Origin of the sequence: Streptomyces sp. QH1-20, from assembly GCF_041283565.1 — a bacterium.
Taxonomy (GTDB): Bacteria; Actinomycetota; Actinomycetes; order Streptomycetales; family Streptomycetaceae; genus Streptomyces; species Streptomyces syringius.
The window spans coordinates 5,080,170-5,098,775 of record NZ_CP166299.1 but is presented as its reverse complement, the minus strand read 5'-3'; the positions used below and the strand labels follow the sequence as shown (position 1 = coordinate 5,098,775).

Genomic DNA, 18,606 nt, shown 5'->3' with positions numbered 1-18,606 from the left:
GGCCTCAGGCAGTACCGGACGAGTCGGACGACCCGGACGACTCAGTCGAAAGCTCCGCCGCCTCGGCCCGCAGGTCCCGGCGCAGCTCCTTGGGGAGCGAGAAGGTGATGGACTCCTTGGCGGCCGTGATGACCTCGACGTCGGCGTAGCCGCGCTCGGCGAGCCACTCCAGGACGCCCTCGACGAGGATCTCGGGCACCGACGCGCCGGAGGTCACACCGACCGTCTGCACGCCCTCCAGCCACGCCTCGTCGATCTCGTCGGCGAAGTCCACCAGGTGGGCGGCGCGGGCGCCCGCGCCGAGGGCCACCTCGACGAGACGGACCGAGTTGGAGGAGTTCTTGGAGCCGACGACGATCACGAGGTCGGCGTCCGCGCCCATCTGCTTGACCGCCGTCTGACGGTTCTGCGTGGCGTAGCAGATGTCGTCGCTGGGCGGGCTGATGAGCTGCGGGAACTTGGTCTTCAGCGCGTCCACGGTCTCCATCGTCTCGTCGACGGAGAGGGTGGTCTGGGAGAGCCAGACGACCTTGGACTCGTCGCGGACCTCCACGTTGGCGACGTCCTTGGGGCCGTCGACGAGCTGGATGTGGTCCGGGGCCTCGCCGCTGGTGCCGATGACCTCCTCGTGGCCCTCGTGGCCGATGAGGAGGATGTCGTAGTCCTCGTTGGCGAAGCGGACGGCTTCCTTGTGCACCTTGGTGACCAGCGGGCACGTGGCGTCGATCGTGGCGAGCTTGCCGCGGGCGGCCTCGTCGTGGACGACCGGCGCGACACCGTGCGCCGAGAAGATCACGATGTTGCCCTCGGGGACCTCTGCCGTCTCCTCGACGAAGATGGCGCCCTTCTTCTCGAGGGTCTTGACCACGTATTTGTTGTGCACGATCTCGTGGCGCACATAGACCGGCGCACCGTACTGCTCCAGGGCCTTCTCGACGGCGATCACGGCGCGGTCGACACCCGCGCAGTAGCCACGGGGGGCGGCGAGCAGGACCTTACGGGCGGGCGTAGCAGTCATGCCGTCCATCGTACGGGCCCGGCCCACCGGCGCGTCCCGGCCGGGCGGACCGGCGTGGTGGCCGAAGCTGGGGGAACGATCCGCCGCACCAGCGAGGGGGCCTCCATGTCCGCACCACCCTCCGAAGGCGGCGGCACGCTGCGCCGGACGCTGTCCTTCCGGGACCTCGTCGTCTACGGCCTGCTCTTCATCGCCCCCATGGCGCCGGTCGGTGTCTTCGGCACGCTGGACGCGAAGTCGCACGGGGCCGTCGCGCTGGTCTATCTCGTGGCGACGGTCGCGATGGCCTTCACGGCGTTCTCGTACGCGCAGATGGTGCGGGTCGCCCCGCAGGCGGGGTCGGTGTTCGCGTACGCGCGCCTGGGGCTCGGCGAGGGCGCCGGGTTCATCGCCGGGTGGATGGCGATGCTGGACTACCTGCTGATCCCGGCGGTCGCGTATCTCTTCTCCGGCATCGCGATGCACGCACTGGTGCCGAGCGTCCACCAGTGGGTGTGGACGGCGATCGCCGTGGTCGTGACGACCGCGCTGAACCTGTCGGGCGTACGGGCCGCGGCGCTGGTCGGCTTCCTGGTGCTGGCCATGGAGATCGTCGTGCTGCTGGTCTTCCTGGTCGCCGCGGTCGTCGCGCTGGCCCAGGACGGGGCGCGGCGCGGCTGGCTGTCACCGCTGACCGGCGAGGGCGGCTTCTCCACGACGGCCGTGCTGGGGGCGGTGTCCGTCGCGGTGCTCTCCTATCTGGGCTTCGACGCGATCGCCTCCTTCGCGGAGGAGGCGACGGGCGGTTCGGAGCGGGTGGCCCGAGCGGTGCTGACGTGTCTGGTGGTGGCGGGCGTGCTGTTCGTCGCGCAGACGTACCTCGCCGCCCTGCTCGCACCGATGTCACCGGCGGAGCTGGCGGCGAAGCCGGAGAACCAGGGGTCGGCGTTCTACGACACGGTGGACTCGGCGACGGGGACCTGGCTGCACGACCTGGTGGCCGTCAGCAAGGCGATCGGCGCGGCCTTCGCCGCCCTGGCGGGCCAGGCGGCGGCCGGCCGGCTGCTGTTCGCCATGGCCCGCCGGCGGCGGCTGCCGAACCTTCTGGCGAAGGTGGACCGGGGGTCGGGGGTGCCGCGTCTGGCCCTGCTGGCCGCGGCGGCGGTGACGCTGGTGGCGGCGGTGTGGGCCGCCCGACGGGACGACGGCCTGGACCGGCTGGTGTCGGTGGTGGACGTGGGCGCGCTGGTGGCGTTCGCGCTGCTGCACCTGTCGGTGATCGGCTGGTTCGCGGTCCGCAAGCAGGGCGGGGCGCTCCGGCCGGTACGGCATGTGGTGCTGCCGCTGCTGGGGCTGGTGGTGACGATCGCGGTCGTCGTCGAGGCGGCGGCCACGGCCCGCTTCGTCGGTGCGGTGTGGCTGGCCGCCGGCTTGGGTGTGTTGGGCGCGCAGGCGCTGCGGCGTACGACGCCGGAGTGAGGCCGCCTTGAGCCGCCGGTCGCGCTTGAGCCGGCTGTCGTGCCGACTGCGGGCCGTCCTGCCGCCTGCGGCCCGTCCTGCCGCCTGCGGCGGCGGGCGCCCTACGGGCGCGTCCTCAAGCGCCGGACGGGCTTGAGGTGGCTGAGCTCAACCGAGACCGATCCCGTCCGGCGCTACGCTCACCCCCATGGCTCTCAACACGTCCCCCGAGGCCCCGATCCCCGTCGGTCAGGTGTCCCGGCTGATCGGCGGCTGGATCGACCGGCTGGGTGCCGTGTGGGTGGAGGGGCAGATCACCCAGCTGTCGAGGCGGCCCGGCGCGGGCGTCGTGTTCTTGACGTTGCGTGATCCCTCGCACGACATCTCCCTGTCCGTCACCTGCTACCGGAGCGTCTTCGACCAGATCGCCGACGTCGTCTCGGAGGGCGCGCGCGTCGTCGTGCACGCCAAGCCCGAGTGGTACGCGCCGCGCGGCTCGCTGTCGCTGCGGGCGACCGAGATCAAGCCGGTCGGGGTCGGGGAGCTGCTGGCGCGGCTGGAGCAGTTGAAGAAGTCCCTGGCGGCGGAGGGGCTGTTCGCCGCCGACCGCAAGCGGCCGCTGCCGTTCCTGCCGCAGCTCATCGGGCTGGTCTGCGGGCGGGCGTCCGCCGCCGAGCGCGATGTGCTGGAGAACGCCCGGCACCGCTGGCCCGCCGTGCGGTTCGAGGTGCGCAACGTCCCCGTGCAGGGCGTGCACGCCGTGCCGGGCGTCGTGGCGGCGATCGAGGAGCTGGACGCCGCGCCGGACGTGGACGTGATCATCGTGGCCCGCGGCGGCGGCAGCGTGGAGGATCTGCTGCCGTTCTCGGACGAACAGCTCGTGCGGACCGTGGCCGCGTGCCGGACGCCGCTGGTGTCGGCGATCGGCCACGAGCCGGACTCGCCGCTGCTCGATCTCGTCGCCGATCTGCGCGCGTCCACGCCCACCGACGCGGCGAAGCGGGTCGTGCCGGACGTGGGTGAGGAGCTGGTCCGGGTCGGGCAGTTGCGCGAGCGCGCGCTGCGCTCGGTCACCGCGCACCTGGACCGCGAGGAGCGCGGTCTGGCGGCGGCGCGGGCGCGGCCGTGCATGGAGCGGCCGCAGCGGATGGTGGACGAGCGGGAGCAGCAGATCTCCGCGCTCGCGGACCGGGGCCGGCGCACGCTCGGGCACCTGCTGGACCGGGCGGACTCCGAGCTGGCGCACACCCGGGCGCGCGTGGTCGCGCTGTCCCCGGCGGCGACCCTGCGGCGCGGTTACGCGGTGCTCCAGCACGCGGACGGCTCGGTGGTGCGCGACGCCGACGAGGTGACGCCGGAGGAGGAGCTGCGGGCGCGGGTCGCGGAGGGCGAGTTCACGGTGCGGGCCGTTGCCGCGGCCCCCGCCGTCACACCGCCCGCATAGGCTGGGGCACATGGCGAAGACGGGTGCGATGGACGGCAACGAGGGTGCTCAGGGGGCCGGGGACGATGCCCTGGGGTACGAGCAGGCGCGGGACGAGCTGATCGACGTCGTCCGCCGCCTGGAGGCCGGTGGCACGTCGCTGGAGGAGTCGCTGGCCCTGTGGGAGCGGGGCGAGGCGCTGGCGAAGGTGTGCCGCCGCTGGCTGGACGGTGCGCGGGCGCGGCTCGACGCGGCGCTGGCGGAGTCCGAGGGCGGGCAGCCCGCCGGGGACGGCTGAGCGGTCCCCGGGAAGAGCCGAAGAGACCCGAAGAGAGCCGATCGCCCGTACCGGCGGGATGTGAGGCCTGTCACGGACCCCGCATTTTTAGTTGAAACTTCATACACCTCGCGTACAGTGGTCACCACCAGCCCGAAACCCTGTTCGCAACAGAAGGTGTGTCCCGCATGACTCTCGCACTCGACGCCGCCGCCCAGGACCTGCTCTTCCGAGCGGCTCACACGGCCAACACCTTCACCGACGAGCCGGTGTCCGACGAGCAGGTCCAGGCCATCTACGACCTGGTCAAGTACGCGCCGACCGCGTTCAACTCGACGCCGCTGCGCGTGGTGCTGGTCCGTTCCGAGGAGGCCCGCGAGCGCCTCGTGTCGCACATGGCCGAGGGCAACCGCCCGAAGACCCGCACCGCGCCGCTGGTCGCGATCCTCGCCACGGACAACGAGTTCCACGAGGAGCTGCCGCACCTGATGCCGCACTTCCCGCAGGCGAAGGACGTCTTCTTCTCCGAGCGCCCCGCCCGCGAGGGCTCCGCCGCGCTGAACGGCGCCCTCCAGGCCGGTTACTTCATCCTGGGCATCCGCGCCGCCGGTCTGGCCGCGGGCCCGATGACCGGCTTCGACTTCGCCGGCGTCCAGAAGGAGTTCCTGGACGACGACCACACGCCGCTGATGGTGGTCAACATCGGCAAGCCGGGCGTCGACGCCAGCCACCCCCGCTCGCCGCGCCTGGCCTACGACCAGGTCGTCACGACCGTCTGACCGTCTCCCCCCGACGGCAGACCCGCGCCCGTCCGCCTACCCCCCCCCAGGCGGACGGGCCGTTGGCCGTCGCGCTCAGTTCGAAGGACCGGAGCTCGATGCCCCGGCCTTCGGGGCCTTCTCGGCCTTGAGCGCGGCGGCCATCTCCACGAGCCGCTCGTGCGAGGCGGTGCCCGTGACCACGGTGGTCACCCCGCGCTCCTCGCGCACCAGGGCGTTGTACTTCTCGCCCTCGTAGCGCTGCCAGGTGGCGTTCCCCACCCGCTCCGTCTTGCCGGTCTTCTCGGCACGCTGGCTGACCGTGTTGATGAAACCGCGTGCCGGACCGTCGCTCTGCTCGACCGCGACGTACTGCCGCTGCGGGTCGAGGAAACCCAGGTGCCAGACCGAACCGTCCTCGGTGCGCGCCTGGTACGACACCGAGGTCGCGCGCCAGTCCTTGTCGAGCCCCTCGGGGGCGGCCACCGCGTACGGCGCCGCACGCCGGGCCTGGTCCAGCTCCACGTGGTAACCGACCGTCTTGATGGGGTCGTGGTCCTCGTTGTGCGGGATGAAGAGATAACTGACTACCGCCACGGGGATGACCACCGCCATCGACAGCATCATGTTCCGGATGGTCTGCGTCTTACCGTTCCTACCTGCCACGCCCCCTATCGTCCCCCATGCCCCCGCCGATCTTGACGGCGGTGCCCGGCCGGGCGCCCGGCGACGGCCGGCCCGGCGAGGCCGGACGAGGGCTGACGAGGGCCGACGGCGTGGCGGATGCGTGTCGCGCGTCATCTGGCCATCGTTCGCAACCGCATCGCCACCTTGACGCCGCTCATGCGTGGGGCGCTCTGCTCACTCTCGCAATGAACCGATAAAGTCATCAGCACCCTCACCCTCCTGGCCCTTACGGGACAGAGGTCCCACGGCCGTCGCCGTACAGAAAGGTGCGTTCCGATGACCGATCATCACCTGCCGTCCCAGCTCGAGGTCAGCCCCGAGGCCCCCGACCGCAACCTCGCACTCGAGCTCGTCCGGGTCACCGAGGCGGGCGCCATGGCGTCGGGCCGCTGGGTGGGCCGCGGTGACAAGAACGGCGCCGACGGTGCCGCGGTCAAGGCCATGCGGGCCCTGATCGGCACTGTTTCCATGAACGGTGTCGTCGTCATCGGCGAGGGCGAGAAGGACAACGCCCCGATGCTCTACAACGGCGAGCGGGTCGGTGACGGGACCGGCGCGGAGTGCGACGTCGCCGTGGACCCGGTCGACGGCACGACGCTGACCGCCAAGGGCATGGCCAACGCCGTCTCCGTCATGGCCGTCGCCGACCGCGGCTCCATGTTCGACCCGTCCGCCGTCTTCTACATGGACAAGCTGGTCACCGGCCCCGAGGCGGCCGACTACGTCGACATCAACGCCCCCGTGGCGGTCAACATCCGTCGCGTCGCGAAGGCAAAGCACTCCTCGCCCGAGGACGTGACGGTCGTCGTTCTGGACCGCCCGCGTCACGACGGCATCGTCAAGGAGATCCGCGAGGCGGGCGCCCGCATCAAGTTCATCTCCGACGGCGACGTGGCCGGCGCGATCATGGCCGTCCGCGAGGGCACCGGCATCGACCTGCTGCTCGGTGTCGGCGGCACGCCCGAGGGCATCATCGCGGCCTGTGCGATCAAGTGCCTCGGCGGCACGATCCAGGCCAAGCTGTGGCCCAAGGACGACGAGGAGCGTCAGCGGGCGCTCGACGCGGGCCACGACCTCGACCAGGTCCTGCACACCAACGACCTCGTCAGCGGCGACAACGTCTTCTTCGTCGCCACCGGCATCACCGACGGCGAGCTGCTGCGCGGCGTGCGCTACCGCGCGGAGACCGCGACGACGCAGTCGCTGGTCATGCGCTCCAAGTCCGGCACGATCCGGCAGATCGACTCCACGCACCGGCTGTCCAAGCTGCGCGCGTACAGCACCGTCGACTTCGAGCGCCCCAGCTGATCGCGGCGGACCGACCGGGTCCGACGCCCCGCGCACATACGGGCCGGGCCCCGCCGCTTCCGGCGGGGCCCGGCCCGTATGTGTCCGCGCTCAGCCCGCGGCGGCGACCCGTGCGGAACGCTGGAGCTCCGCGTCCCGCCGCCGGCGCCTCGCGAGCACGACCCTGCGCTCGGCCGCGGTCAGTCCGCCCCACACCCCATAGGGCTCGGGCTGGAGCAGCGCGTGCTCCCGGCAGGCGACCATCACCGGGCAGCGGGCGCAGACGCGTTTCGCGGCCTCTTCCCGTGACAGGCGCGCGGCCGTGGGTTCCTTGGATGGTGCGAAGAACAATCCGGCTTCATCCCGGCGGCACACCGCCTCCGAATGCCAGGGGCCGGCCTGATCCCGAGCGGCGATCCGCTGAGACGGTACGGCGGCTTCCTGCCGGGGCTGATGCGGTAGCAGCACGGTCTACTCCTGACGACGGCTTTGCTGGGCCGATTGAGTCACCTTTGCCCGTCTCACTGCGCACGACCATTCGCACCCGCAGCCGTACGAGAGACGATGCACCAAGCTTTACCCGCTGTGCGCGCTCTTATTCACACCGTTGTCATGACCGGAACGCGATAAGCCGCGTAGCGCGCCCGCCGGCGCCCGTCGGCCCACGTCACAGGGCACGCCCGAGCCGTGCGATCAGGTCGTGCGATCAGGCGCGCGCGAGGAGGTTCCTGACCCGCTTGCCGCGCCGCGCCCTGGCCTTCACCGCGCCGAAGAGGGCGAAGCCCGTGACGAGCACCACCGGCGCGTCGGGCTCGTCGGCCTCGTGGGTCCGGACGTCGAAACCGCCGAAGACGCCGGTGCCCGCGGAGCGCACCGAGACGTTCTCCGGGACCTTGATGTCGACGCCGCCGAAGACCGCGGTGGCGTTGATCACGATCTCCCGCTGGGTGAAGAGCGCCTCGGACAGGTCGATCTCCACCTCGCCGAACAGCGCGAAGGCGTTCGTCCGGGGCCCGACCCGCCAGCGGCCCTTGCGTGCCGCGCCGCCGAAGACGGCGACGAGGTTCTCGGTGGCGGCCGACGGGACGGGGTAGGGGTACGGGAGCGGGCCGCCCGGCGCGGGACGCCGCCCCTTGGGCAGATCGCGTACCAGCGGCTCCAGCTCGGCGTGGGTCCTCGCCCGGTACACCGCGCCGATCCGCTCGGCGTGCTCCTCGGCGGTAAGCCGTCCCTCCGCCAGCGCCTCGCGCAGGATGTCCGCGGTCCGGTCCCGGTCCGCGTCGGAGGCGCGCAGCGCGGGGGCGGGCTCGGCGCCCTTGGTCACTGACACCGGCTTTTCGGCAGACTCGTCCACGGCCGCCACCCTAGCCAAACGCGATAGGTCGCGACAGGGGCGTTACGAGGGCGCGTCCGCGCGGTGCGCCGCGAAGTGAGCCTTACCTCACCAACCGGTCAGCGGCGGAGCGTCCTAGTCTGGAGAGCGCTGTCGAGGATGCCAGCCACCGTTGCCTGCCCAGTGAGGAATCGCCGCAATGTCTGCCCAGTCTGAGTTCGCCTATACGGATCTCCTGCCCCTGGGCGAGGACGACACGCCGTACCGTCTGGTGACCGCCGAGGGTGTGAGCACCTTCGAGGCCGACGGCCGTACGTTCCTCAAGGTCGAGCCGGAGGCGCTGCGGAAGCTGGCCGCCGAGGCGATGCACGACATCTCGCACTACCTGCGCCCGGCGCACCTGGCGCAGCTGCGCCGGATTCTCGACGACCCCGAGGCGTCCCCGAACGACAAGTTCGTCGCGCTCGACCTGCTGAAGAACGCGAACATCGCGGCCGCGGGCGTGCTGCCCATGTGCCAGGACACCGGCACCGCGATCGTCATGGGCAAGCGCGGCCAGAACGTGCTGACCGAGGGCGGCGACGAGAAGGCCCTCTCGCACGGCATCTTCGACGCCTACACCAAGCTGAACCTGCGGTACTCGCAGATGGCCCCGCTGACCATGTGGGACGAGAAGAACACCGGCTCGAACCTGCCCGCCCAGATCGAGCTGTACGCGACCGACGGCGGCGCGTACAAGTTCCTCTTCATGGCCAAGGGCGGTGGCTCGGCCAACAAGTCCTTCCTCTACCAGGAGACGAAGGCGGTTCTCAACGAGGCCTCCATGATGAAGTTCCTGGAGGAGAAGATCCGCTCGCTGGGCACCGCCGCGTGCCCGCCGTACCACCTGGCGATCGTCGTCGGCGGCACCTCCGCGGAGTTCGCGCTCAAGACCGCGAAGTACGCCTCCGCCCACTACCTCGACGAGCTGCCCACCGAGGGCTCCCCCACCGGTCACGGCTTCCGTGACAAGGAGCTGGAGGAGAAGGTCTTCGAGCTGACGCAGAAGATCGGCATCGGCGCCCAGTTCGGCGGCAAGTACTTCTGCCACGACGTCCGCGTGGTCCGGCTGCCGCGCCACGGCGCCTCGCTGCCCGTCGCCATCGCCGTCTCCTGCTCGGCCGACCGCCAGGCGGTCGCGAAGATCACCGCCGAGGGCGTCTTCCTGGAGCAGCTGGAGACCGACCCGGCGCGCTTCCTGCCCGACACCACCGACGAGCACCTGGACGAGGCCGGTGAGGTCGTCAAGATCGACCTCACCCGTCCGATGGACGAGATCCTCGCCGAGCTGACGAAGTACCCGGTCAAGACCCGGCTCTCGCTGACCGGCCCGCTGGTCGTGGCGCGCGACATCGCACACGCGAAGATCAAGGAGCGGCTGGACGCGGGCGAGGAGATGCCGCAGTACCTGAAGGACCACCCGGTCTACTACGCGGGCCCGGCCAAGACCCCCGAGGGCTACGCCTCCGGTTCCTTCGGCCCGACCACGGCCGGCCGCATGGACAGCTACGTCGACCAGTTCCAGGCGGCGGGCGGCTCCAAGGTCATGCTCGCCAAGGGCAACCGCTCCAAGCAGGTCACCGACGCGTGCGACGCGCACGGCGGCTTCTACCTCGGCTCGATCGGCGGCCCCGCGGCGCGCCTGGCGCAGGACTGCATCAAGAAGGTCGAGGTCCTGGAGTACCAGGAGCTCGGCATGGAGGCGGTCTGGAAGATCGAGGTCGAGGACTTCCCGGCGTTCATCGTCGTGGACGACAAGGGCAACGACTTCTTCGTCGACCCGGCCCCGACGACGCCGACGTTCACGGCGATCCCGGTGCGTCAGAAGTAACCGGGCCCGATCGCCGGACGGGCTGCAGCCAGCCCGTCCGGCGATTGAGGACAAGAAACTACGCGAAGCGCTGGTTCGCCGCGCCGTCACACTTCTGCAGCCGCAGCGCGTCCTTGGCCGACCCGAGCGTCAGACACAGGTCCTGCGCCGCCGCCGGGCGGATCGACTCGGCGGACCGTACGAACTGCTGGTTTCCACCACCGTGGCAGTTCCACAGCACCACCGCCATGCCCGCGCGATACGCGCCCCCCGGCACATCCACACACCGGTCGTGCGTCAGCGCGGAGTGCAGTGACTTCTGCCCCGCGTCGTACCACCACTCCTGGTTGCGGCTGCCGCCGCACGGCCAGCCGCCCACCTGTGTGCCGTTGGCGGTGGCCGCGCCGTAGGCGTCCACGCACGCGCCCGTCGCCGCGTTCTTCAGTGGCCGGTATGCGTCGTCCCACCCGCCGGGGTACAGCGTGGGCGTCCCCGTGCTCGCCGGGTCCGCGCAGCCGGCCTCCCGGTGACCGGAGCGGTAGAGCTGGGTGAGGCAGGACGCGAAGGCGCCGTGGCCGCGCGCGTTGGGGTGGAAGGACTGCCGTACGGAGTTCGCGTTCGGCGGGAAGGGGTTGGCGAGGTCGACGTAGAGGCCGCGCGCCCAGGTGTCCTCCATGCACACCTCGTGGCCGTGGAAGAGGCGGGAGTTGTCGAGGTAGAGCGCGCCGGTGTTCCTGGCGACGCGTCGCATGCCGCGCTCGAAGGCCGGGACGGCGGTGTTGCGGCCCCAGGCGGAGTCGGAGGTGTGGCCGACGCAGCCGCCGGGGAGCTTGCCGGGGAAGTTCGGGTTGTCCTCGAAGTCGGGGCCGATGGGGCTCGGGTAGCCCATGACGACGAGCTTGTAGTCACTGTCGGCGTAGCCCGCGTCCTTCATGACGGTCCGCAGGTCCCGTACGGTCTGCTCGACCTTGGGCACGAGGGCGTCGACGCGGGACTGCCAGCCGGGGGCGTACTTCGGCTCGCAGGGGCCCTGGAGGGTTAGATAACGGGTGACGCAGTCGGTGATGACGGGCCCGAACTGCAGGTCGTCGTTGGCTCCGGCGACCAGCAGCACCATCTTCACGCGTGTGTTGCGGGCCTTGACCGCGAGGTTGTCGCTCTGGACCAGCTCGTCCGCGTACTGCTTGCTGCCGCCGATCCGGATGTTGCCGGTGTAGGCGCCGGAGCAGGCGACGTTGTAGGTGACGTCGGCGGGTATCGCCGTGCGGTGGATGGCGGCGTCCGGCGAGCGGTGGCACCAGTTGTCGGGGCCGTTGGTGCCGGGCTCGTACGTGCCGACCCCTTCGCCGGAGATCTCGCTGTCGCCCAGCGAGACGAGTGACGTCTTGCGCTGTTCGAACGGCCGCTCGGCGGCGCTGCCGTAGAGCTTCGTGGCCTCGGCCGCGCGGACCTTCTCGAGCTCCGGCGAGAGGGGGGTCGAGGCGGTGGTGCGCGGGGCCGCTTGCGCGGTGGGCCCGGTCGCGGCCACCCCGCCGAGCGCCGCGGCGAACGCGGCGACGGCGGCGAGGGTACAGCGCAGGGTGGGTCTGCGTGTCATGAAGCCTCCCCGGTTTCAGTTGTTACTCGCGGTATTTACTAGTCGGTAAGTGCTTTTGGGAACACTGTGAACGAGACAAACGCTTGGTTTGTCAGGAGGTAAGCAACGATGACCGACAGTGATCAGTACCGGATCGAGCACGACTCCATGGGAGAGGTCCGCGTCCCCGCACACGCCAAGTGGCGGGCCCAGACACAGCGGGCGGTGGAGAACTTCCCCCTGAGCGGACAGCGGCTGGAGCGCTCGCACATCGAGGCGCTGGCCCGCATCAAGGCCGCCGCGGCGAAGGTCAACGCCGAGTTGGGCGTGGTCGACAAGGACATCGCGGAGGCCATCGAGGCGGCCGCCGCCGAGGTCGCGGAGGGCCGCTGGGACGACCACTTCCCCGTCGACGTCTTCCAGACCGGCTCGGGCACGTCGTCCAACATGAACACCAACGAGGTCCTCGCCACCCTCGCCACCGAGCGGCTCGGCCGTGAGGTGCACCCCAACGACCACGTCAACGCGTCGCAGTCGTCCAACGACGTGTTCCCCTCCAGCATCCACATCGCGGCGACGGCGGCCGTCACCGGTGATCTCGTGCCGGCGCTCGAGCATCTCGCTGCCGCGCTGGAGCGCAAGGCAGCGGAGTTCGCGGAGGTCGTCAAGTCCGGCCGCACCCATCTGATGGACGCCACGCCGGTGACGCTCGGCCAGGAGTTCGGCGGTTACGCCGCCCAGGTGCGCTACGGCGTCGAGCGGCTGCGCTCCTCGCTGCCGCGGCTGGCCGAACTGCCCCTCGGCGGCACGGCCGTCGGCACCGGCATCAACACCCCGCCCGGCTTCTCCGCCGCGGTCATCGCCGAAGTGGCCCGCACCACCGGTCTGCCGCTGACCGAGGCCCGTGACCACTTCGAGGCACAGGGCGCCCGTGACGGCCTGGTGGAGACCAGCGGCCAGCTGCGCACCATCGCCGTCGGCCTCACCAAAATCGCCAACGACCTGCGCTGGATGGCCTCCGGCCCGCGCACCGGCCTCGCCGAGATCAACCTCCCCGACCTCCAGCCGGGCTCCTCGATCATGCCGGGCAAGGTCAACCCGGTGGTTCCCGAGGCCGTCCTCATGGTGGCCGCCCAGGTGGTCGGCAACGACGCGACCGTGGCCACGGCGGGCGCCGCGGGGAACTTCGAGCTCAATGTGATGCTCCCGGTGATGGCGAAGAACCTCCTGGAGTCCGTACGGCTGCTCGCGAACGCCTCCCGGCTGCTCGCCGACCGCACGGTCGACGGCATCACCGCCAACGTCGAGCGGGCCCGCGCGTACGCCGAGTCCTCCCCGTCGGTGGTCACCCCCCTGAACCGCTACATCGGATACGAGGAAGCGGCCAAGGTGGCCAAGAAGTCACTGGCCGAGCAGAAGACGATCCGGGAGGTCGTCCTGGAGTCCGGCTACATCGATCGCGGACTGCTGACGAGGGAACAGCTCGACGCGGCGCTCGATGTGCTGCGGATGACCCGCCCGTAGCCCTCACCTGCCACGATGCCCCGGCGCCAGGCGTCAACCCGGACGCTTGGACCGGACCTTTTGCGGCGCACATCACGGCGCATCGGCGGGCGGGGCACCTAAGATCTGCGCATGACAGCGGACACGGTGGAGACGACGGGCACGGCAGGCACCGCCCCCTGGGCGCCGGGGGACCACATCCTCTGGCGCTATCGGGGCAATGCCACCGACCGTGTCCACATCTGCCGTCCGGTGACCGTCGTCCAGGACACCGAGGATCTGCTCGCCGTCTGGATGGCCCCCGGCACCGACTGCGTCAAGCCCCAGCTCGCCGACGGCACCCCCGTGCACCGGGAGCCGCTGGCCACCCGTTACACCAAGCCGCGCACCACCACCACGTCCCGCTGGTTCGGCACCGGCGTCCTCAAGCTCGCCCGGCCCGGCGAGGCCTGGTCGGTCTGGCTCTTCTGGGACCCCGGCTGGCAGTTCAAGAACTGGTACGTGAATCTCGAGGAGCCCCTCGTCCGGTGGGCCGGCGGAGTGGATTCCGAGGACCATTTCCTGGACATCGCCGTCTACCCGGACCGCAGTTGGGAATGGAAGGACGAGGACGAGTTCGCGCAGGCACAGCGAGCGGGCCTGATGTCCGCCGCCCAGGCCGAGCGGGTACGGGCGGCCGGGCGGTCGGCGGTCGAGCGGATCGAGACCTGGGCCGCGCCGTTCGCCGCCGGCTGGGAGGGCTGGCGGCCCGACCCGGCGTGGACGGTGCCGGCGCTCCCCGACGACTGGGACCGCACCCCGGCGCGTCTGGGCGCGTGAACCGCTTGATGTCTCCCCGTGGGACAACCGTAGGATCGGCCTCCGCGATACTGCACAGCAGCACGGCACGATCAGAGCACGGCATGTGACACCTGGTCACAGACAACAGTCGCAGAAAGGGCGGAGCCGTGAGCGGTGACGACGAGCGGGACTACGACGGTTACGCCCGGTTAGGGCTGGACCGCAGCGGACAGGCCGAGGCGTTCGACAACATCGGCGTCCGCTACGACGATGCCTTCCCGCACAAGGAGGGCCAGCTCGAGGCCGGTGCCTGGCTGGCGGCCGAGCTGCCGCCCGGCTCCCGGATCCTCGACCTCGGCTGCGGCACCGGCCTGCCCACCGCCCGCCAGCTCACCGACGCCGGCCACCACGTCATCGGCGTCGACCTCTCGCCCGGCATGCTCAAACTCGCCCGCGACAACGTCCCCGGCGCCGACTTCCGGCTCGGCGACCTGGCCGAGCTGCGCGACGGACGGCTCGGCACCTTCGACGGCATCGCCGCCTTCTTCGCCCTGCTGATGCTGCCGCGCCCCGAAATCCCGCACGCGCTGCGGATGCTGTACGGAATGCTGAGGCCCGGGGGGCTGCTGGCGCTCTCGATGGTGGAAGCGGACGTGGACGACTTCGCGATTCCGTTCCTGGGCAACACGATCCGGGTATCCGGTTACCTGCGGGACGAATTGCGCCAGGTCGTGCGCGAGGCGGGTTTCGAGATCACCGGGGAGAGCTCGCCGGCGTACGCCCCCGCGAGTACGGACGTACCACCCGAGATCCAGCTCTTCCTCAATCTGCGACGCGCCTGATCCACGGTGCGCCCCCTGCGAGGGGGCGTACGGCCCCGACGGATGGAACCCCACACGTGACGGAGCATCCCAACTCCCACGGAAGACAGCGGACCGCGCAGGTCCGGCAGTCCGCTGTCCCCGCCCCGGAACCGGGCCGCGCCCGGGCGGTCGCGGACGAGCCGGAGGGCACGCGCCGCGCGGAGTCCCCCGCGCTCGACCGGCTCCCCGGCCACGACGGCCCCGAGCCGGCCCTGCCGCGCCCGGCGCGCGAGCCCGGCGCGGCGGCCTCGGCCCCACGCGCCAGGGCGCGCGGTGAGGCGCACCCCGAGCCGGGCGCGCCCCGCCGTGCCATGCCCCGCCCCGGCGGCCCGGAGGCGGCCGCGGACGGCCCCGAAAGACCGGCTTCCGGTGGTGCGGACGGGCCCGGGGACGGGGGTGCCGGCAAGGGCCCCGCCGGGACGACCGGCGGGGAGCGGCTGCGGTTCGTGGGCGCCGCCACCCGGCGGATCGCCCGCGGCATCGACCTGGACGAGATCGTGCTGGGGCTGTGCCGGGCGACCGTGCCGACCTTCGCGGACGCCATCCTGGTCTATCTGCGCGACCCGCTGCCGGTCGGTGACGAGCGGCCCGTCGGGCCCGTCGTGCTGCGGCTGCGCCGCACCGACCAGCTGCCCGAGCATGTACGCGGCCCGGAGGACCCGGACGCCCCGCAGGAGCGGGCCGAGCCCGTGCCCGACCTCGCGGGCGCCGCGGCCGAGCGCTGCGAGGTACGGATAGGCGGGCCGCTCGCGGAGGTGCTGCGAGGGGTCAGGCCCGTATTCGGCGACTCCTCCGCCGCCCGGGCGGCGCTCCCCGAGCTGCTGGGCGACGAGCAGGACGTCCCCGACCGGCAGCGCACGATCCTCGCGCCGCTGCGCGGCCGCCGCCGCGTGATCGGCGCGGCGGTGTTCATACGCCGGGCGGACCGGCCCGCCTTCGAAGGCGACGACCTCCTGGTCGCGGCCCAGCTGGCGACCCACACCGCCCTCGGCGTGGACAAGGCCGTGCTCTACGGCCGCGAGGTCTACATCGCGGACGAGCTCCAGCGCACGATGCTTCCCGACTCCCTCCCCCAGCCGACCGGGGTCCGGCTCGCCAGCCGCTATCTCCCGGCGGCCGAGACCGCCCGCGTCGGCGGCGACTGGTACGACGCGATCCCCCTCCCGGGCAACCGGGTGGCGCTCGTCGTCGGTGACGTCATGGGGCACTCCATGACCTCCGCCGCGATCATGGGCCAGCTGCGCACCACCGCGCAGACCCTCGCGGGGCTGGACCTGCCCCCGGCCGAGGTGCTGCACCACCTCGACGAGCAGGCGCAGCGCCTGGGCAGCGACCGCATGGCCACCTGCCTGTACGCGGTGTACGACCCGGTCGCCCACCGCATCGTGATCGCCAACGCCGGTCATCCCCCGCCCATCCTGCTGCACCGCGGCGGCCGGGCCGAGGTGCTGCGCGTCCCGCCGGGCGCGCCGATCGGCGTGGGCGGGGTGGACTTCGAGGCCGTGGAGCTGGACGCGCCGGCGGGGGCGACGCTGCTGCTGTACACGGACGGCCTGGTGGAGTCCCGGATCCGGGACGTGTGGACGGGCATAGAGCAGCTGCGCGAGCGGCTGATCGACACGGCCCGGCTGACGGGTCCGAACCCGCCGCCGCTGGAGCCGTTGTGCGACGAGGTCCTCGGCATGCTCGGCCCCGGTGACCGGGACGACGACATCGCGCTGCTCGCGGCCCGCTTCGAGGGCATCGCGCCGAGCGACGTGGCGTACTGGTTCCTCGACCCGCGCCCGCAGACGGCCGGTCAGGCCCGGCGGCTGGCGCGGCGGGCGCTGACCCGCTGGGGGCTGGAGGAGCTGACCGACAGCGTGGAGCTGCTGGTCAGCGAGGTCGTCACCAATGCCGTGCGGTACGCGGAGCGGCCGGTGACCCTGCGGCTGCTCCGCACGGACGTGCTGCGCTGCGAGGTCGGTGACGACGTGCCGCAGCTGCCGCGGCTCCGGCAGGCCCGGCCCTCGGACGAGGGCGGCCGGGGGTTGTACCTGGTGAACAAGCTGGCCCGCCGGTGGGGGGCCACCCGGCTGAGCACGGGCAAGGTGGTGTGGTTCGAGCTGGCGCTGCCCGGCCATGCGCGCTGAGCCGGCGGCGCGGTGGAGTTCTGGACAGTGTCCGGACTCCTGTTGCCGACAGCTCGTCGGCGGGGTTGACTGCTGAGGTGGAGGGCGGAACGACGCCCTCACCATCTGGCATCGCCCCGCGATGGGAGGCGTCGCATGACCGACTCCGCGCAACCGGTCCCGTACACCACCAACAACGCCGGCATCCCGGTGGAGAGCGACGAGCATTCGCTCACCGTCAGCCCGGACGGCCCCATCCTGCTGCAGGATCACTACCTGATCGAGAAGATGGCCCAGTTCAACCGCGAACGGGTCCCCGAGCGGGTGGTGCACGCCAAGGGAGGCGGCGCCTACGGCGTCTTCGAAGTCACCAATGACGTGAGCCAGTTCACGAAGGCCGATCTGTTCCAGCCCGGCAAGCGGTGCGAGATGCTGGCCCGCTTCTCGACCGTGGCGGGCGAGCAGGGCAGCCCCGACACCTGGCGGGACCCGCGCGGCTTCGCGCTGAAGTTCTACACCGAGCACGGCAACTACGACCTGGTCGGCAACAACACCCCCGTCTTCTTCGTCCGCGACCCGCAGAAGTTCCAGGACTTCATCCGCAGCCAGAAGCGCCACCCGCAGACGGGGCTGCGCAGCAATGACATGCAGTGGGACTTCTGGACGCTGTCGCCGGAGTCCGCGCACATGGTCACCTGGCTGATGGGCGACCGCGGCATCCCGAAGACCTGGCGCCATATGAACGGCTACAGCTCGCACACCTACATGTGGGTGAACGCGGGCGGCGAGAAGTTCTGGGTCAAGTACCACATCAAGACCGACCAGGGCATCGACTTCCTCACCCAGGCCGAGGCGGACGAGCTGGCGGGCTCGGACGCCGACAAGCACCGCCGTGATCTGTTCGAGGCCATCGACAGCGGCAACGCCCCCTCCTGGACGATGAACGTCCAGGTCATGCCCTTCGAGGACGCTCCGGACTACCGCTTCAACCCCTTCGACCTGACCAAGGTGTGGCCGCACGGCGACTACCCCCTGATCGAGGTCGGCCGGATGACGCTCAACAAGAATCCCGAGGACTTCTTCGTCCATATCGAGCAGGCCGCGTTCGAGCCCTCCAACCTCGTACCCGGCATCGGCCCGTCCCCCGACAAGATGCTGCTCGGCAGGCTGTTCTCCTACCCGGACACCCACCGCTACCGCATCGGCCCGAACTACGCCCAGCTCCCGCCGAACCGGCCGCATTCCCCGGTCGGCTCGTACGCGAAGGACGGCCCGATGCGCTACGAGCCGGCCCGTACGGGCGCGGTGTACGCCCCGAACTCCTACGGCGGCCCCGCCGCCGACACCGCGCGCTTCGGCGAGCCGGCGGGCTGGGAGACGGCGGGCGAGATGGTCCGCGAGGCGTACCGGCTGCGGCGCGATGACGACGACTGGGGCCAGCCGGGCACGATGGTCCGCCAGGTCCTCGACGACGCCGCGCGCGCCCGGCTGGTCTCCAACGTCTCCGGCCATCTGCGCCAGGGCGTGAGCAGGCCCGTACTGGACCGGGCGCTGCAGTACTGGCGCAACATCGACAAGAACATCGGTGACCGGATCGCCACCGAGGTCAACGGCGGCTGATCCTCCCTGGCCCCTCAGAACACACCACCGGCCGCCGACCTCGTGACGAGGTCGGCGGCCGGTGGTGTGCTTCCGCTGCGGAGG

The 18,606-nt window shown here is 71.4% G+C and carries 16 protein-coding genes; 11 read left to right on the top strand and 5 right to left on the bottom strand.

Annotated elements, in window-relative coordinates:
• Positions 1 to 4: 4 nt before the first annotated feature.
• Positions 5 to 1,027: a 4-hydroxy-3-methylbut-2-enyl diphosphate reductase gene (locus AB8O64_RS23230; protein WP_370423946.1), complete on the bottom strand. Its 1,023-nt coding sequence runs from the start codon at positions 1,025 to 1,027 to the stop codon at positions 5 to 7.
• Between the two features lie 96 nt (positions 1,028 to 1,123).
• Here AB8O64_RS23230 and AB8O64_RS23225 point away from each other — a divergent pair, with 96 nt between their 5' ends.
• The 4 genes from AB8O64_RS23225 (at position 1,124) to AB8O64_RS23210 (ending at position 4,934) form a co-directional block, all read left to right on the top strand.
• A complete protein-coding gene (locus tag AB8O64_RS23225; protein ID WP_370421117.1) occupies positions 1,124 to 2,476 on the top strand; it encodes an APC family permease in 1,353 nt (450 codons plus the stop codon).
• Between the two features lie 187 nt (positions 2,477 to 2,663).
• A complete protein-coding gene (gene xseA / locus AB8O64_RS23220) occupies positions 2,664 to 3,899 on the top strand; it encodes an exodeoxyribonuclease VII large subunit (RefSeq protein WP_370421116.1) in 1,236 nt (411 codons plus the stop codon).
• A gap of 10 nt (positions 3,900 to 3,909) precedes the next feature.
• Complete coding sequence (locus AB8O64_RS23215; protein ID WP_370421114.1) at positions 3,910 to 4,176, top strand: exodeoxyribonuclease VII small subunit; 267 nt, start codon at positions 3,910 to 3,912, stop codon at positions 4,174 to 4,176.
• A gap of 167 nt (positions 4,177 to 4,343) precedes the next feature.
• Entirely contained in the window at positions 4,344 to 4,934 is a 591-nt protein-coding gene (locus AB8O64_RS23210; RefSeq protein ID WP_370421112.1) for a malonic semialdehyde reductase, read from the top strand.
• Positions 4,935 to 5,009: 75 nt separating this feature from the next.
• Here the strand turns inward: AB8O64_RS23210 and AB8O64_RS23205 are convergent, their stop codons facing one another.
• Positions 5,010 to 5,579 carry a DUF4245 domain-containing protein gene (locus AB8O64_RS23205; RefSeq protein ID WP_370421110.1) on the bottom strand — a complete coding sequence of 190 codons (570 nt, stop codon included), beginning with the start codon at positions 5,577 to 5,579 and terminating at the stop codon, positions 5,010 to 5,012.
• A 297-nt stretch (positions 5,580 to 5,876) separates the two neighbouring features.
• On the opposite strand from AB8O64_RS23205, the gene glpX reads away from it, so the two are divergent.
• Positions 5,877 to 6,908, top strand: coding sequence for a class II fructose-bisphosphatase (gene glpX / locus AB8O64_RS23200; RefSeq protein ID WP_356450297.1), 1,032 nt, complete (start codon positions 5,877 to 5,879; stop codon positions 6,906 to 6,908).
• Between the two features lie 90 nt (positions 6,909 to 6,998).
• On the opposite strand, the gene AB8O64_RS23195 is transcribed toward glpX, so the two are convergent.
• Together AB8O64_RS23195 and AB8O64_RS23190 are read right to left on the bottom strand one after the other, a co-directional pair.
• Positions 6,999 to 7,355: a WhiB family transcriptional regulator gene (locus AB8O64_RS23195; RefSeq protein ID WP_130879671.1), complete on the bottom strand. Its 357-nt coding sequence runs from the start codon at positions 7,353 to 7,355 to the stop codon at positions 6,999 to 7,001.
• 238 nt (positions 7,356 to 7,593) lie between these two features.
• On the bottom strand, positions 7,594 to 8,250 hold the full coding sequence (locus AB8O64_RS23190; protein WP_370423945.1) for a DUF1707 domain-containing protein: 657 nt from the start codon (positions 8,248 to 8,250) through the stop codon (positions 7,594 to 7,596).
• Between the two features lie 169 nt (positions 8,251 to 8,419).
• Here AB8O64_RS23190 and AB8O64_RS23185 point away from each other — a divergent pair, with 169 nt between their 5' ends.
• Entirely contained in the window at positions 8,420 to 10,090 is a 1,671-nt protein-coding gene (locus AB8O64_RS23185) for a fumarate hydratase (RefSeq protein ID WP_370421108.1), read from the top strand.
• 58 nt (positions 10,091 to 10,148) lie between these two features.
• Here the strand turns inward: AB8O64_RS23185 and AB8O64_RS23180 are convergent, their stop codons facing one another.
• Positions 10,149 to 11,666 (bottom strand): ricin-type beta-trefoil lectin domain protein, encoded by a 1,518-nt coding sequence (locus AB8O64_RS23180; protein WP_370421107.1) that lies wholly within the window; start codon positions 11,664 to 11,666, stop codon positions 10,149 to 10,151.
• A gap of 108 nt (positions 11,667 to 11,774) precedes the next feature.
• Between AB8O64_RS23180 and AB8O64_RS23175 the strand changes: the two genes are divergently transcribed.
• The 5 genes from AB8O64_RS23175 (at position 11,775) to AB8O64_RS23155 (ending at position 18,522) form a co-directional block, all read left to right on the top strand.
• Positions 11,775 to 13,169, top strand: a complete 1,395-nt coding sequence (locus AB8O64_RS23175) for a class II fumarate hydratase (RefSeq protein ID WP_370421105.1) — start codon at positions 11,775 to 11,777, stop codon at positions 13,167 to 13,169.
• 111 nt (positions 13,170 to 13,280) lie between these two features.
• A complete protein-coding gene (locus tag AB8O64_RS23170) occupies positions 13,281 to 13,967 on the top strand; it encodes a DUF402 domain-containing protein (protein ID WP_370421104.1) in 687 nt (228 codons plus the stop codon).
• A gap of 128 nt (positions 13,968 to 14,095) precedes the next feature.
• Positions 14,096 to 14,770 (top strand): class I SAM-dependent methyltransferase, encoded by a 675-nt coding sequence (locus AB8O64_RS23165; protein ID WP_356450309.1) that lies wholly within the window; start codon positions 14,096 to 14,098, stop codon positions 14,768 to 14,770.
• Between the two features lie 56 nt (positions 14,771 to 14,826).
• Positions 14,827 to 16,923, top strand: coding sequence for a SpoIIE family protein phosphatase (locus AB8O64_RS23160; protein ID WP_370421102.1), 2,097 nt, complete (start codon positions 14,827 to 14,829; stop codon positions 16,921 to 16,923).
• A 135-nt stretch (positions 16,924 to 17,058) separates the two neighbouring features.
• Positions 17,059 to 18,522, top strand: coding sequence for a catalase (locus AB8O64_RS23155; protein WP_370421100.1), 1,464 nt, complete (start codon positions 17,059 to 17,061; stop codon positions 18,520 to 18,522).
• Positions 18,523 to 18,606 lie beyond the last annotated feature (84 nt).

Bases quoted from the DNA above. Each gene is read 5' to 3' on its own strand.
- AB8O64_RS23230 (WP_370423946.1), bottom strand. From the start codon at position 1,027: ATGGACGGCATGACTGCTACGCCCGCCCGTAAGGTCCTGCTCGCCGCC.
- AB8O64_RS23225 (WP_370421117.1), top strand. From the start codon at position 1,124: ATGTCCGCACCACCCTCCGAAGGCGGCGGCACGCTGCGCCGGACGCTG.
- xseA (WP_370421116.1), top strand. From the start codon at position 2,664: ATGGCTCTCAACACGTCCCCCGAGGCCCCGATCCCCGTCGGTCAGGTG.
- AB8O64_RS23215 (WP_370421114.1), top strand. From the start codon at position 3,910: ATGGCGAAGACGGGTGCGATGGACGGCAACGAGGGTGCTCAGGGGGCC.
- AB8O64_RS23210 (WP_370421112.1), top strand. From the start codon at position 4,344: ATGACTCTCGCACTCGACGCCGCCGCCCAGGACCTGCTCTTCCGAGCG.
- glpX (WP_356450297.1), top strand. From the start codon at position 5,877: ATGACCGATCATCACCTGCCGTCCCAGCTCGAGGTCAGCCCCGAGGCC.
- AB8O64_RS23185 (WP_370421108.1), top strand. From the start codon at position 8,420: ATGTCTGCCCAGTCTGAGTTCGCCTATACGGATCTCCTGCCCCTGGGC.
- AB8O64_RS23180 (WP_370421107.1), bottom strand. From the start codon at position 11,666: ATGACACGCAGACCCACCCTGCGCTGTACCCTCGCCGCCGTCGCCGCG.
- AB8O64_RS23175 (WP_370421105.1), top strand. From the start codon at position 11,775: ATGACCGACAGTGATCAGTACCGGATCGAGCACGACTCCATGGGAGAG.
- AB8O64_RS23170 (WP_370421104.1), top strand. From the start codon at position 13,281: ATGACAGCGGACACGGTGGAGACGACGGGCACGGCAGGCACCGCCCCC.
- AB8O64_RS23155 (WP_370421100.1), top strand. From the start codon at position 17,059: ATGACCGACTCCGCGCAACCGGTCCCGTACACCACCAACAACGCCGGC.